Consider the following 13,804-nt stretch of genomic DNA (forward strand, 5'->3'; position numbering starts at 1 on the left):
CGGGTGCGGGTGCGTGGAATCCGCACCCCGCGTGGCACGGGCAATCTGCACGGTGCCGCGGCAGGCCGACCCGCTTGGCGGGCCCCGGCCGCTCAGGTGTCCTCGGGACCCAGCTCGAACGTGAAATAGATGCTCAGGCAGTAGGGCTGGTCCTCCTCGTGGAAGAAATCCCATGACACGTCCGTCAGGCGGATGTTCTGTTCCCGCACCCACTCATGGGCTTTCCTGAAGGCATCCGCGGCAGTTGTGGCGGGGAACAGCTTCCTGGCCATGGGATGCACCCCGGTCTCGGCGTCCGAATCGTCGAAACCCTCCGGAACGTCCAGGCAGAAGTCAGGATTCAGCACCATGGAGTGCGCCCTTCCCGTGGGGATGTCAGTGCGAGTCGTCAGAGGCCGGTCCTCCGTGCCCGGCGCCCGACGCCCGACGCCCGACGCCCGACGCCCGGTAAGACCACCGCACGCCCAGGAAGGGTTGCTTTCGCCAGCCCCGTCGAGGGCCAGGACCCTCTCAACACCCTCGCGTGCGCCGGGCCAGCTCGGTCTGGACCTCGGCGACGATGCGTTCGACGGGCAAGGTCGCGTCGACCGTCATGCCGGCCTCGTCCTCCTGCAATGGCTCCAGGTCCTCGAACTGTGAGGACACCAGGGACGCGGGCATGACGTGCGACTCTCTGCCGGCCACGCGGGCGGTGGCCAGGTCCTGGTCGAGGTCCAGGTGCACGAAGAACGCGTCGGGGCGGGCAACTCGCAGCATCTCGCGATGGATACGTCTGAGCGCGGAGCACGTGATCACCAGCCCTTCCTCCGAGCCCGCCGCACGCATACGGCCCGCGATGGCGGCAAGCCATGGGCTGCAGCTGCTGTCGTCGAGACGGGTGCCGTTCCGCAACGACTCCAGGTTGCGCGGGGGATGGAAGCGGTCGCCCTCCTCGAACGGCACCCTGAGCGACTCCGCCAAGTACGGGCCCACAGTGGTCTTGCCGCATCCACTTGCCCCCATGACGACGACGGGGGCGCGCCGGGCACGGATCAACGAGGCCAGGGCGTCCTGGAAGCCGGCTCGATGAGCGGCCGGCAGGCCGTTGGTATTGAACTGGTCCAGACCCGCCCGAAGATGGTCGAGCACGACGGGATCCTGCAGTCTCCCGCCGCGGATCTCCGCGAGGATGGCCTCCGCGAAAGCCTCCGCGGCCGCCGCCAGGCCCTGGTCGACGGCGTAAGCCAGCCCCATGTGCAGCCACATGGCGATCGGCTGCGGCCGCGTGGGATAACTCTGTACGGTGTCGGCGCCGACAACAGCGCGCGCCGGCGAGACCATCTCCTCCTGGTGACCGCCCGCCCAGTCCCGGTCGATCCGGTGATTCAACGCCATGACGACCGGGTGGGAAAGACGCAGGAACAGCTCGTTGCGCGAGCCGGCGAGCAGGGTGCGATGGAAGGCTGCATCGACGTCCCGGAAGCGCTGCCGGACAGCGGCTCCGTCCTTCGGCTCCGCAAAGTCCTCGTCCTCGCTGAGGGCGAGCAAGGTGCGGGCCTGGCTGGTGAGGTCGTGGCAGATCTCCGCGGATCTGCTCAGGGCTGCCAGCCTGGCCGCCCGGGGCTCGATCACCTCCCGCAGCTCCGTGAGTGACCGCATCTGGCTGTCGGGGGCCACCTCCAGACGCCACGCGATGACGTCGGGGTCCAGCAGATCCCACCGTTCCAGTGCCTGAACCGTGGCTCCGATCCGCGGCTGCAGATTGATCAGGCCCTTCTGATGCAGCGTCTGCAGTGCCTCGCGGGCCATGGGCCGGGTGACCCCGCATTCGTGCATGACGGCTTCCACGGTCAGGTGCTGGTCGCGGGGCTTGCCGCCTTCCACGATCTGGCAGCCCAGTCGCTCCACCACCTTGGCGGTCGAGCCCCGTAAAACGTCCTCGGAATCCACGGGAGGGTCCAATTCGGGACCAGTCATGGCAGGGATGCTATGTCACAGTGCCGCTCTAGTCAGCAGTCCGCCCACCGCAATCAGAAGCACAGACGGCTCGCCGGGCGCACGCCGGAGCGCACATCTGTCGTGTGTCTGCCCGGTGCCTGCTCTCATGCCCCTTCACGGCGAGTGATGACATATCAGAAGCCTTCTCTGATCTAACTCATATGGCTATGGTGGTCACTCATTCGAGATGTTTCGGTGGCACCGGGCACGGCCAGGGTGAGTCGCAGCTGACGTCACCAGGCCGGTGTCGGTGCGCGGCAGCCGACTCAGGGCTGCCTCATCCCGTCCTGACGCAGTTGCAGGAGAGCCGTATGTCCGAACCGACCTCGCCCACGCCCACGCCCCCGCCGGAGCGGCTGTCCTTGCGCTGGGCTCTCATTCTCTTAGCCTCGGTAGTGGCCGGACTGTTGGCCGGGCTGCTGACCTACGCCCAGTCGGGCAACTGGCCCGGGTCGCTCCTGGCCGCACTCGGCGCGAGCGCCGCGGCACTCGTAGGCCTTCCGCTCCTGCTCTGAGGCGCAGACGGCCATCGCTCAGTCATCGGGCAGCCGTCGGACCCTGGTGCTTTCATGGGTGGCATGACCAGCAGAAGCGTCGTCGTCGAGCGCCGTATCGCCGCAGGTCAGGGGCTTGTCTGGGAGGCCCTGACCGACCCCGGGGGCATGGAACACGTCCTCAGCAGCGTCTCGAACGTCGAAGTCCTCACGGACGGGGACTTCGGCGTCGGCACGCGGTGGCGGGAGACCCGGCGCATGTTCGGCAAGGACACCACCGAGGAGATGTGGGTGACCGCCAGCGAACCACCCGCGCGGTACGTCGTGGAGGCCGAGTCGCATGGCACCCATTACGTCTCGGAGTGGCAGTTGCAGGCGGAAGGCCCGTCGGCGACGACGGTCCGCATGACGTTCACTGCCACGGCACACGGTGGTGGGATCACCGGCCTGCTCGCCAAGGTGATGGGCGGCGTTGGGTCACGGGTCGTGAGCAAGGCCATCGCCAGGGACCTCGACGAGGTTGCCGCGGCGATCGAGGCGCGCCGCGGCTGAACTGCCACCCGGAAACCGACTCGTGGCCCGGGTTGGGCTGACGTACACGGCAAGGTGGCGGAACCCGCCGCCGGGACCCTCCGGTTCGGAGGAGCGCTTCCCAGTAGAAGATGTGGAGATGGACGAAGACGAGAGTCTGCACCGCTACGGACTGCGCCCCGACGGCTCGAGCCTCGACGAAGTACGAAGCTTGCTCAGCGACCACGTCCGGCTGGAACAAGAAGCTCAGGGCAACGGCGACACGGAGTTGATGAAGCTGTGCTGCGTGCAGTTGTTCAACGCCGGCTCGCTCGACGACGTACTGCTCATCTGGCAGGCCAAGTCCGCCGGCATGGACGCCGACTGCTCGATCGACATCCAGTTGCTGTGCGGCAGCGGACTGGCGAGGACCAAGTCGTACCTCTTGGGCAAGCGTCTGCCCGAAGCGGATGCGGCCCTGCAACGCCTGCTCCAGTGCGAAGCCGTCGGCGACTTCGAGGACTTCTCCACCGAAGCACAGTCCGCTCAGTACGCCGCCTACTATGCGCCGTAGAAAAGCGACGGCGCGTGCCCCGTATGGACCAGTCCCGGTCGCGCCCCTCCCCTTCCGGTGCGAGTCTCGATTCATGATCGGGAAACCGTTTGGGAGTTGAGCCGCATGATGCCTGTCAGCGTGTCACCTGTGCGTATCGAGGCGTCTCTCGACCCTCGGCTGTCCAGATGGCTGTGGCTGGTGAAGTGGCTCCTGGCCATCCCGCACTACATCGTGCTGTTCTTCCTGTGGATCGCGTTCTTCTTCGTGACCGTCGTCGCGTTCTTCGCCATCCTGTTCACCGGCCAGTACCCACGGACCCTGTTCGACTTCAATGTCGGCGTGATGCGCTGGAACTGGCGGGTCACCTATTACGCCCACACCGCGCTCGGCACGGACCAGTACCCGCCGTTCACGCTCGCGGACGTGCCGGACTACCCGGCGCATTTCGACGTCGCCTATCCGGAGCGTCTCTCGCGCGGTCTGGTCCTGGTGAAGTGGTGGCTGCTGGCGATCCCGCAGTACATCGTGGTCGGGGTGTTCGCCGGTGGCTGGGGCTGGGCGGACGACGACGGCTGGCGTGGCGGCGGGGGTCTGATCGCCTTCCTCTCTCTGGTCGCCGTGGTCATTCTGCTGTTCACCGCCCGGTACCCGGTTCACCTTTTCGACTTCCTGCTCGGTCTGGCCCGCTGGGTGGCGCGGGTGGCTGCCTACGCCGCGCTGATGACCGATCAGTACCCGCCGTTCCGCCTGGACATGGGCGGGACCGACCCTGCCGTCCCGCCCGCATCCCCGCTCACCAAGACCCCCTAGGCCCGCCTGGGCCCGCCCACGCCCTGTCGCGGCTCCCGGACCTTCTCCGCCGGGAACTCCTGCCACGTGGGAGGGATCAGCCTCCGCTGCCGTACGGCCTGGTCAGGATCTCCAGCCTGTGGCCGTTCGGGTCGTCGAAGTACGCGCCCCTGCCGCCGTCGTTGCGGTTGATCGCTCCGGGACGGCTGTGGAACGGGTCCGCCCAGTAGGTCAGGCCCGCCTCCTCGATGCGGGCGAATATCGTGTCGAAGTCCTCCTCCGACACGAGGAACGCGTAGTGCTGGGGGGTGATGGTCCCGGACGTCTCCATGAAGTCCAGGGTCACGCCGTTGGGGATCTCGACCGGGATGAACGGGCCGTACTGGGGGCTCACGTCCAGCCCCAGGATCTCGGCGAGGAAGCGGGCCGACGCCTCCTTGTCGTGCGCGGCGACGATGGTGTGGTTCAGCTGAACGGTCATCGTATGGACCTCCCGTACTCAACATACTCCGGGCCCTGATGAGGCAAGCCTTGCCTCATCAGGGCCCAAAGCGGCCGGGGCCGGGGCGTCCGGGGCCGGGACGTCCGGGGGCGTCAGATCGTCGCGGCGTCGATCACGAACCGGTACCGCACATCACTGGCCAGCACCCGCTCGTACGCCTCGTTGATCTCGGACGCCCCGATCAGCTCGATCTCCGCGCCGAAGCCGTGCTCGGCGCAGAAGTCCAGCATCTCCTGGGTCTCCCTGATGCCGCCGATGCCGGAGCCGGCGAGGGTCTTGCGGCCGCCGATCACCGAGAACAGGTTGAGGCGGACCGGCTCCTCGGGCGCGCCGACGTTCACGAAGGCGCCGTCCGTCTTCAGCAGGGACAGGAAGGTGTCCAGGTTCAGCGGCGCCGAGACCGTCGAAAGGATCAGGTCGAAGGTGCCGCGCAGTTCCTCGAAGGTCTTCGGGTCGCTGGTCGCGTAGTAGTGGTCCGCGCCCAGCTTCAGGCCGTCCTCCTTCTTGCGCAGGGACTGCGAGAGCACCGTGACCTCCGCGCCCAGCGCGTGTGCGATCTTCACACCCATGTGGCCGAGGCCGCCCATGCCGACGACGGCGACCTTCTTGCCGGGGCCGGCGTTCCAGTGCTTCAGCGGGGAGTACGTGGTGATGCCGGCGCACAGCAGCGGCGCGGCCTCGTCCAGCTTCAGCCCCTCGGGGATGCGGACGACGAAGTTCTCGTCGACGACGATCTTCTCGGCGTAGCCGCCGTAGGTAGGCTCGCCGTTCTTGTCGAGGGCGTTGTACGTGCCGACGGCGCCGCCGGTGCAGTACTGCTCCAGGCCGGCCTTGCAGTTCTCGCACGCGCGGCAGGAGTCGACCAGGCAGCCGACGCCCACGCGGTCGCCGACGGCGAACCCGGTGACACCGGGGCCGACCTCGGAGACGATGCCCGCGATCTCGTGGCCGGGGACCATGGGGAAGATCGCCTCGCCCCAGCCTTCCCGTGCCTGGTGGATGTCGGAGTGGCAGATGCCGGCGAACTTGATGTCGATCAGGACGTCGAACTCACCGACCGGCCGGCGCTCGATGGTGGTGCGCTCCAGCGGAGCCTTGGCGGCGGGTGCGGCGTACGCAGCAACAGTGGTCATGCCGGGGTTCTCCTAGCGGGATTCCGCGCCCGGCTGTCGTCTGCTGTCCGTCCGGGCACGACGTCCAGCCTGGCGAAGGGGCAAGGATTCACCCAGGCCACGGCTCTGCCTACGTTCGCTGTGCCTACCACTGGCGGGGTCAGGTTGGTCTGCGTACGACCGTGAATACTGGAGGGCATGGACGCACCGCCCGATCCCGCACAGGAGCCCAGGCAGGCCGGCGTCGGTGGGGCCCTGGACCGGCGCGCCGAGCTGAGCGAGTTCCTGCGCACCCGGCGCGCCCGGCTGAAGCCGGAGGACGTCGGGCTGCCGCGGTTCGGGCGCCATCGCCGGGTGCCGGGGCTGCGCCGCGAGGAGCTGGCGCAGCTCGCCGGGGTGTCGGTGGCGTACTACACGCGGCTGGAGCAGGGCAACGGGCAGAACGTGTCCGCGGAGGTCCTCGACGCGATCGCGGGCGCTCTGCGGCTGAGCCAGGCCGAGCATGCGCATCTCATGCATCTGGCGAAGCCGAAGCAGCACAAGAAGAAGCCGGTGGGGCGTACGCAGCAGGTGCGGGGGCCGCTGCGGCAGCTGCTGGACACGCTGGACGGTGTTCCGGCCTACATCGCGGGCCGGCGTTCGGACGTCCTCGCGTGGAACCGGATGGCCGCGGCCGTCTTCGGGGACTGGGCCGGGCTGCCGGCGCAGGAGCGGAACTGGGCGCGGATGGTGTTCCTGAAGCCCGAGTACCGCGAGCTGTTCGTGGAGTGGGACCAGAAGGCGGCCGACATCGTGGCCTATCTGCGGATGGACGCCGGCTGCCATCCGGACGACCCGCAGCTGGCCGCACTGGTGGGTGAGCTGTCCTTGAAGAGCGAGGAGTTCCGGCGGCTGTGGGCCACGCATGACGTCAAGGAGAAGGGCCACGGGGTCAAGCGGCTGCGTCATCCGCTCGTCGGTGATCTGACGCTGTCGTTCGAGTCGTTCCGGCTGGCGGATGATCCGAACCAGAACCTGATCACGTACCACGCCGAACCAGGGTCCGCCTCGGCGGAGGCGCTGCGCCTGCTGGCGAGCTGGGGTGCGGATGCGACGCGCTCGGGGGCGACACGGTCGGGTGCGGGCGGGTCGCTGGGTGCTCCGCCCCCGGACCCCCGATCGGCCTGAACGGCCTCGCCTCGAACGCCGGACGGGCCGACATTGCCGTGACCGGCACATCAAGGCCACGTCACTGCTGGTACGGCGGCGCCGCCCCCCAGTTCCACTTCGGTACCGGCTGTTCCGCCGGGGGCTGAGCGTCCGGGCCCGAGAAGTACAGCGCCAGTCGGGTGCCCCACTCCACATAGGCGAGGAACGCCGAGCGGAACTCGGCGTCGGTGGGCAGGCCCGCCTCGTCCGCCGCGTCCTGGATGAGGTTGACCCAGCGGCGGCGCTGGGGCTCCGTGATGTTCTTGCCGAAGTGCTTGGCGACCATGTGGCCGTGGCCGCCCAGGTTCTCCGAGTAGGCGGCCGGGCCGCCGAAGACCTCGCCGAGCCAGAGCGCGACGTGCGAGGCGTGTTCGGGGGCCAGGCCGTCGAACACGGGCGCCAGGAGGTCGTCCTTCAGGACCTTGTCGTAGAAGAGGGAGGTCAGGCGGGAGAACGCCTCGGCTCCGCCCGCCCAGGAGTAGAGGGTGGGGACGGCGGAGCCCGTGCCGCGGACCGTCGTCGGTTTGTAGTGGCGCATCTCCTGGATGTCGCTGATGTAGGGGCGGATCTCGGCGAGGAAGCCGGGAAACAGCTCGGACTTGCGAAAGCCCTCCAGGTGGGCCTCGGTCGACGTCCAGGTGATGCGCAGGATGAAGTGCTCGAAGTCCTCCTCGCATCGGGTCAGCTCGTAGTCGACGCACTGCGGCGCGGCCGCGAGCTGGGCCGCGGCACGGGTGTAGGCGGCGAGGAACTCCGCCGACTGCTGCTCGGGGATGCGGTACCGGACGTATTCGACGGTCTCTGCAGTCATACGCCCACACAAACACGAAGGGCCCGCCGGAGGCTGCACCTCCGGCGGGCCTTTCGCTCAGCGCTCAGCGAACCCGGTCAGCAGACGAGGGTCTACTTGCCGTAGTACGCGTTGTAGATCGAGATCGTCGACTTGTTGCCCTTCTTGTCGGCGATCTTCGCGTGGAAGGAGATGGCCTTGCCCTTCTCCGGGTTCTTCACGGTGATCTTGCCGTCCTTGACGTCGACCTTCTTCCAGGTCTGGCCGTAGTCGTAGGACACGTACACCGACAGCGACTTCAGGTTGGCACCCTTGGCCGCACCCTCGACGATCACCGGGATCTTGACCTTCTCGCCGGCCGTGACCTTGTTGTCCAGGCCCGTGGTCGCCGCGAAGCGAGCCGAGGACGCGGGCAGCTTGGTGAGGTCGGTGGTCTTCTTGGAGCGGAACGTCCAGCTCGCGTCCACGCGGGTGGAGGCCGCCGCGATCTTGACGCTGCGCTTGACCGACGTCGTCAGCTTGTACTCGGCGTCGCCGGACGGGACCTTGAACTCCTTCTCGCCGAACAGCGGGTCGTCGTGGGAGCCGACCTTGGTGCCGTTGCGGTAGAGGGTCGTGTTGACCGAGGTGAACAGCGAGGAGCCCGGGTTGCCCTTGCCGTCGGCGAACAGCGGCAGGACACCGGAGATCTTGTTGCCGTCACGGAAGAGGCCGAAGTCCTTGGTGAGGTGCGGTCCGAAGACGGCCGTGTTGACCCGCTTCGTGTAGGACTGGCCCGCCTTGAAGGTGTGCGGCTCGCCGAGCGTGTAGTACGCCTCGGTGATGGGGAAGCCGTCCGCGTCGACGCCGCCGCTCTGCTCGAAGTCCAGCTGCCACTTCACGCCGTCCGAGGTGGACAGGTGCAGGGTGCGGGTGCCGGGCAGGGTCTGCGGGATGCCGATGGAGGAGGCGCTGTTGCTGGCGGGCAGCCAGCCCACCGCCGAGAGGTAGCCCTTCTTGCCGCTCGCCCCGGAGCCCAGCTTGGCCTTCACCGTGGCCAGCTCGCTCGCCTTGTAGTGCTTGGTGTAGCCGGTGGCGAGCTCGGTGACCGTGCCGCCGGCGGTGGTGTCGTACTGCTCGTCGGCACCCTTGGTCCAGTGGCTGTCCCACTGCTGGGTCAGCGAACCGTCGGTGACCTTCGGGCCCAGGTGGGCGCTGCGGAAGTTGGTGTACGAGTCGAGCCACCAGCCGAAGCCGAAGCTGGCGCCGGGCGTGCTGACCGCGTATTCCGCCGTGGCGAACTCCGACTTGGCGTCCGTGTCGGGAACGGTGATGTCGACCGGCTTCGCGGTGCGGGCGTCCAGCGTGAGCGTGAGGTTCTTGGTGACGCTCAGCTTCGGCCGGGCGAGCCAGTCGGCGCCCTTGGTGAAGTCCTCCGGGTCCACGAAGAACGCGGAGTCCAGGACGTAACCGCCGCGCGGAACGCGGGCGGTCACGGTGCCGTCGGCGTCGTACGGCGAGTAGAACTTCTCCTTGGCGAGGCCGGAGAGGCCCACCAGGCTGGTGTTGTAGTTCTTGGCCGGGTTGCCGTCACGGTCGATGAACTTCAGCGTGACGTCGTACGACTCGACCTCGCGCTGCACCGCGGCCGCCGTGCGCACGCTCTGGCCGCCGCCCGTCGCGGTCACGTACGCGGAGTACGCGCCGTCGACGGTGCCGCCCAGCTTGGTGTTGACGGTCAGGTCGACGGAGGCCTTGCCGCCCGCCGGGACCGTCACCGTGGTGGCGCCGAGCTTGAAGAAGCCGACCGGAGCGGCCTGACCCTTCGGGTTGGTCGCGGTCGACGTGAGCTTGAGCGTGACGTCCTTCGTACCGAGGTTGCGGTACGTCAGCTGCTTGGTGACCGGCGTGTCGTCGGTGTGCGGCCACTGCTGGATGCCGAAGCCCACCGACGAGGGGTCGGCGATCACGGACTGCTTGATGGCCTTGTCGACCTGGATGCGGCCCGAACCCTGCTCGAACGGCGTGTACGTGCCGCCCTTGGTCGAGCCGGTCAGCGTGCCCTTGAGCTCGGCGTACGTCCAGTCCGGGTGCTGCTGCTTGAGGATCGCCGCCGCGCCCGCGACATGCGGGGTCGCCATCGACGTACCGGAGATGGTGAGGTAGCCCTCGGGCTTCTGCCCGACCTCCTGCTCGATGATGCTGCCCGGGGCCGCGGCCGCGGTGATGTCCACACCCGGCGCGGTCACGTCGGGCTTGATCTGCCCGTCCATGCCGGGGCCGCGGCTGGAGAAGGAGGCCAGTTTGTCCTGGTCGTCGACCGCGCCGACGGTGAGCGCGGAGGCAGCGCTGCCCGGGGAGCCGACGGTCTGCGCGCCGAACTCGCCCTCGTTGCCGGCGGCGATGGCGAACAGGATGCCCTTGGTCTCGGAGAGCTTGTTGACCTCGGCTTCCAGCGGGTCGATCTCCGGGGTGTCGCCGCCGCCCAGGCTCAGGTTGACGACGTCGGCGCCCTGCTCGGCCGCCCACTCCATGCCCGCGAGGATCTGCGAGTCGTCGCCGTAGCCGTCGTCGCTGAGCACCTTGCCGTTGAGCAGCTTCGCGCCCGGCGCGACGCCCTTGAACTTGCCGGCCGACTTGGCGCCCGTACCGGCCGCGATGGAGGCGACGTGCGTGCCGTGGCCGAACTTGTCGGTCGCGTCGGCGGAGGTGGAGAAGTTCTTGGACGCGATCACCTGGTCCTTGAGGTCCGGGTGCGTCGCGTCGACACCGGTGTCCAGGACGGCGATCTTGACGCCCTTGCCGTCGTAGCCGGCCGCCCACGCGGTGGGGGCGCCGATCTGCGGCACGGACTTGTCGAGGCTGGCCTTGCGGACGCCGTCGAGCCAGACGTGCGCGATACCGGAGGCGGTTCTGTCGCCGTCGGTGACCGCGTCCCACAGCTCGGGCGCGTCCTCGACCTTGGTCTGGATCGCGTCCGCGTTCAGGGACTTGAGGCTGGTACGGAGCTTGCCCGCGTCACGGACGTCGGCCTTGGCGGCCCCGGCGGCGCCCTTGTAGCCGACGATGACCTTCAGGCCGGACTTCTGGGACTTGCGGGTGGTGGCCTTGTTGAGCTCGGTGACGTCGAACAGGCGCTGGTCGAGCTTGCCGTTCGCGACCAGGCGGGCGACGTCGGCCGGTATCAGATAGGTGTGGCCGTCGGCCTTGCGGAGCTGGACGGGTATGTGGCCGCGGCCCTTGGCGGGTTCCACGCCCACGACCCGGCCCTTGGCGTCGACGACGACGCGGTCACCGGTGATCAGGGTGAGGCGGTGCTTCGACGTGAGCTGGGCCTTCGAAGTGCCGGTCGCCTGTGCGGCCTTCGCGGATGCCGGGCTGGTCATGCCCGCCGCCAACGCCACGGCGGCCGCCGTGGCGATCGTGGCCGCGCATGCCTTTTTCACTTGTCTACGCAAAACTCCCCCTTGCGGAAGTACCGGGTGAATTCCCCGTTCACCCGGCCGGGGGAGGTCTCGCACGCATGCGCGTGCACCCCCCGGAGGACGCAGTATGCCGGGGGGTGATCACTTGGCTCAACAGGCAAGCAACAGAGAGGGCTTTCTGTTACGAGTTTGTCGTGTTCTCCTCCACCGAGATCCGCCCCTTGCGGATCGTCGCGAGACGCGGGGCCTTCTTCGCGATCGACGAGTCGTGGGTGACCATGATGAAAGTGAGCCCGAGCTCCTTCCACATGCGTTCGAGTACGTCCATGATCTCGTCCCGCATCGACTCGTCGAGGTTTCCGGTGGGTTCGTCGGCGAGCAGCACCTTCGGCTGCTTCACCAGCGCCCGGGCGATGGCGACGCGCTGCTGCTGGCCGCCGGACATCTCGCCCGGCAGATGCCCGAGCCGCTCCCCCAGACCGACCGACTCCAGTGCGTCGGCGGCGAGTTCGCGCCGTTCCTTCCCCTTTGCGCCCAGGGGTACGAGGGCGGTCTCGACGTTCTCCTGTGCGGTGAGGGTGGGGATCAGGTTGAAGCTCTGGAAGACGAAACCGATGTTCTCGCTGCGGATCTTGGTGAGTCTGGCCTCGGGCAGCCTGGCCAGGTCGGTGCCGTCGAGGACGACTTCGCCCTCGGTGGGGCGGTCGAGGCCGCCGAGCATCTGGAGGAGGGTGGACTTGCCGCCGCCGGTGGGACCCTGGATGACCAGACGGTCCCCGTCGGCGATGGTGAGGTCGACGCCTTCGAGGGCGTGGACGGTTTCCTTGCCTCGGGTGTAGCGCTTCGTGACATTTCTGAGTTCGTACATGTGGGTGGCTCCTGGGAGGGGTTCGTCGCTTTTCGGCTGCGGGTTCGTGGGGGCTGGTCGCGCAGTTCCGCGCGCACCTGGGGTGGGTCGGCTCGCGCGGGTCGAGGGCGGTCCGCTACTCCACGCGGCGCAGCGCGTCCGCCGGCCGCAGCCGCGACGCCCGCCATCCGCCGAACGCGCCCGCGATCAGGCCGCCCGTGACCGCGAGGCCCACCGCGATCGCCACCGTCGTCACGCTCACCGGGGCCGTGAGGGCGACGTCCAGGGTCTTGGCGGCCGCCCGGCCCGGTCCGCCGCCGAAGCCGCCGGGACCGCCTCCCGTGCCGCCGCCCGCGCCACCGCCCAACTGGGCCTGCAACGTGGGGCTGACGGCCGTCACGGCGTACGCGCCCGCGAGGCCGAGGGCGATGCCCAGCGCACCGCCCAGCAGACCGTTGACCATCGCCTCGCCGACGACCTGCCGGGTGACCCGGCCCGACCTCCAGCCAAGTGCCTTGAGCGTGCCGAACTCGCGCACCCGGCGGGAGACCGCCGAGGAGGTGAGCAGACCGGCGACCAGGAAGGCGGCCACGAGCACCGCGATGGACAGCCACTTGCCGACGGTGGTGGCGAGCGAGGAGGCCGTGGACAGGGAGCCGGAGACGGTGTCCGCGAGGTCGGCGGACGTGGTGACCGTCGTACCCGGGATGTTCTTCTGGATCGCCGACTTGACGGCGTCGATCCGCTGCGAGCCGGTCGCCTTGACGTAGATCGTGGTGACCTTGTTCTTCGCGTCGCCGATCGTCTGCGCCTGTTCGAGCGGGATGTAGAGGTTGGCGGCCGAGTCACCGCTGTCGGCTGTCGCGACGCCGATGACCTTGAACTTGACGCTCTTGATGGTGACGGTGGAGCCGACCTTGAGCTTCTTCTCCTTGGCGTACGCCGAGTCGACGACGGCCACCTTGGCGTCGGTCTCCGTCGACGTGAACGTACGACCGCTGGTGATCTTCGAGGAGGTCAGGGGGCCGAGGGCGGGCTTGGTGACATCGGTGCCGAAGACCGAGTAGCTGTTGACGTCGAAGTCGGCACCGCCGCCCCGCACTTCGCCCTGCGGCTCACTGCTGGTGCCGCCGCTCGGGCCGGGGCCCGCACCCTGCTGGTCGCCGCCGTTGCCGTTCTGCTGGACCTGGCCCCGGGTGAACTGGCCGTCGACCTTGATGACCTGGAGGCTGAGGCCGCCGGCCGCGTCCGAGACACCGCTCTGCGCCCCGACCTTGGTCACGGTCGAGCCGGCCAGGGTCTCGAAGCCCTGCACCATGACGACGTCGCTGCTCTGCTCCTCGTCGGAGCCGCTGTCCCGGGCGTCGAACTGGAAGCGCGGGCGGTCGGAGCCGCTCGCCTGCGGCTCGGCCGCCTTGGTGACCGTCATGTCGGTGCCCAGTCCGTAGAGGGACTGGAGGACCTTCTCCTGGGCCTTGCCCATGCCGGACGACACGGAGTTGACCACGATGACCAGCGCGATGCCGAGCGCGAGGCCGGAGGCGACGACGAGGGCCGCCTTTCTGCGGCGGCGCAGCTCGCGCCTCAGGTAGGTGAAGAACATGACCGCACCGTAGGAACGGCGCGTGATGACTG

General features: G+C 68.6%; 12 protein-coding genes. 4 read left to right on the forward strand and 8 right to left on the reverse strand.

Annotation, left to right across the window (positions count from 1 at the left end):
* Window positions 1-92 precede the first annotated feature (92 nt).
* On the reverse strand, window positions 93-350 hold the full coding sequence (locus tag F7R91_RS11975; protein ID WP_150947437.1) for a hypothetical protein: 258 nt from the start codon (window positions 348-350) through the stop codon (window positions 93-95).
* A gap of 160 nt (window positions 351-510) precedes the next feature.
* On the reverse strand, window positions 511-1,956 hold the full coding sequence (locus tag F7R91_RS11980; protein ID WP_150947438.1) for a gluconokinase, GntK/IdnK-type: 1,446 nt from the start codon (window positions 1,954-1,956) through the stop codon (window positions 511-513).
* A gap of 599 nt (window positions 1,957-2,555) precedes the next feature.
* Here F7R91_RS11980 and F7R91_RS11985 point away from each other — a divergent pair.
* The 3 genes from F7R91_RS11985 (at window position 2,556) to F7R91_RS11995 (ending at window position 4,347) form a co-directional block, all read left to right on the forward strand.
* Entirely contained in the window at window positions 2,556-3,023 is a 468-nt protein-coding gene (locus F7R91_RS11985; RefSeq protein ID WP_150947439.1) for an SRPBCC family protein, read from the forward strand.
* 118 nt (window positions 3,024-3,141) lie between these two features.
* Entirely contained in the window at window positions 3,142-3,555 is a 414-nt protein-coding gene (locus F7R91_RS11990; RefSeq protein WP_150947440.1) for a hypothetical protein, read from the forward strand.
* 105 nt (window positions 3,556-3,660) lie between these two features.
* Complete coding sequence (locus tag F7R91_RS11995) at window positions 3,661-4,347, forward strand: DUF4389 domain-containing protein (RefSeq protein ID WP_150947441.1); 687 nt, start codon at window positions 3,661-3,663, stop codon at window positions 4,345-4,347.
* A 76-nt stretch (window positions 4,348-4,423) separates the two neighbouring features.
* Here the strand turns inward: F7R91_RS11995 and F7R91_RS12000 are convergent, their stop codons facing one another.
* Complete coding sequence (locus tag F7R91_RS12000; RefSeq protein ID WP_150947442.1) at window positions 4,424-4,807, reverse strand: VOC family protein; 384 nt, start codon at window positions 4,805-4,807, stop codon at window positions 4,424-4,426.
* Window positions 4,808-4,920: 113 nt separating this feature from the next.
* Window positions 4,921-5,961, reverse strand: a complete 1,041-nt coding sequence (locus tag F7R91_RS12005) for an NAD(P)-dependent alcohol dehydrogenase (RefSeq protein WP_150947443.1) — start codon at window positions 5,959-5,961, stop codon at window positions 4,921-4,923.
* Between the two features lie 177 nt (window positions 5,962-6,138).
* Between F7R91_RS12005 and F7R91_RS12010 the strand changes: the two genes are divergently transcribed.
* On the forward strand, window positions 6,139-7,107 hold the full coding sequence (locus F7R91_RS12010) for a helix-turn-helix domain-containing protein (RefSeq protein WP_150947445.1): 969 nt from the start codon (window positions 6,139-6,141) through the stop codon (window positions 7,105-7,107).
* A 61-nt stretch (window positions 7,108-7,168) separates the two neighbouring features.
* Here F7R91_RS12010 and F7R91_RS12015 read toward each other — a convergent pair whose 3' ends face one another.
* From F7R91_RS12015 to F7R91_RS12030, 4 genes are all read right to left on the reverse strand, one after another.
* Complete coding sequence (locus F7R91_RS12015) at window positions 7,169-7,939, reverse strand: group II truncated hemoglobin (RefSeq protein ID WP_150947447.1); 771 nt, start codon at window positions 7,937-7,939, stop codon at window positions 7,169-7,171.
* 92 nt (window positions 7,940-8,031) lie between these two features.
* Complete coding sequence (locus tag F7R91_RS12020; RefSeq protein WP_150947449.1) at window positions 8,032-11,343, reverse strand: S8 family peptidase; 3,312 nt, start codon at window positions 11,341-11,343, stop codon at window positions 8,032-8,034.
* 160 nt (window positions 11,344-11,503) lie between these two features.
* Window positions 11,504-12,190 (reverse strand): ABC transporter ATP-binding protein, encoded by a 687-nt coding sequence (locus F7R91_RS12025; RefSeq protein ID WP_150947451.1) that lies wholly within the window; start codon window positions 12,188-12,190, stop codon window positions 11,504-11,506.
* A gap of 115 nt (window positions 12,191-12,305) precedes the next feature.
* Entirely contained in the window at window positions 12,306-13,772 is a 1,467-nt protein-coding gene (locus tag F7R91_RS12030) for an ABC transporter permease (protein ID WP_150947453.1), read from the reverse strand.
* Window positions 13,773-13,804 lie beyond the last annotated feature (32 nt).

Source organism: Streptomyces luteolifulvus (assembly GCF_008806595.1).
In the GTDB taxonomy this organism is placed as follows: domain Bacteria; phylum Actinomycetota; class Actinomycetes; order Streptomycetales; family Streptomycetaceae; genus Streptomyces; species Streptomyces luteolifulvus.

Bases quoted from the DNA above. Each gene is read 5' to 3' on its own strand.
- F7R91_RS11975 (WP_150947437.1), bottom strand. From the start codon at position 350: ATGGTGCTGAATCCTGACTTCTGCCTGGACGTTCCGGAGGGTTTCGAC.
- F7R91_RS11980 (WP_150947438.1), bottom strand. From the start codon at position 1,956: ATGACTGGTCCCGAATTGGACCCTCCCGTGGATTCCGAGGACGTTTTA.
- F7R91_RS11985 (WP_150947439.1), top strand. From the start codon at position 2,556: ATGACCAGCAGAAGCGTCGTCGTCGAGCGCCGTATCGCCGCAGGTCAG.
- F7R91_RS11990 (WP_150947440.1), top strand. From the start codon at position 3,142: ATGGACGAAGACGAGAGTCTGCACCGCTACGGACTGCGCCCCGACGGC.
- F7R91_RS11995 (WP_150947441.1), top strand. From the start codon at position 3,661: ATGATGCCTGTCAGCGTGTCACCTGTGCGTATCGAGGCGTCTCTCGAC.
- F7R91_RS12000 (WP_150947442.1), bottom strand. From the start codon at position 4,807: ATGACCGTTCAGCTGAACCACACCATCGTCGCCGCGCACGACAAGGAG.
- F7R91_RS12005 (WP_150947443.1), bottom strand. From the start codon at position 5,961: ATGACCACTGTTGCTGCGTACGCCGCACCCGCCGCCAAGGCTCCGCTG.
- F7R91_RS12010 (WP_150947445.1), top strand. From the start codon at position 6,139: ATGGACGCACCGCCCGATCCCGCACAGGAGCCCAGGCAGGCCGGCGTC.
- F7R91_RS12015 (WP_150947447.1), bottom strand. From the start codon at position 7,939: ATGACTGCAGAGACCGTCGAATACGTCCGGTACCGCATCCCCGAGCAG.
- F7R91_RS12025 (WP_150947451.1), bottom strand. From the start codon at position 12,190: ATGTACGAACTCAGAAATGTCACGAAGCGCTACACCCGAGGCAAGGAA.
- F7R91_RS12030 (WP_150947453.1), bottom strand. From the start codon at position 13,772: ATGTTCTTCACCTACCTGAGGCGCGAGCTGCGCCGCCGCAGAAAGGCG.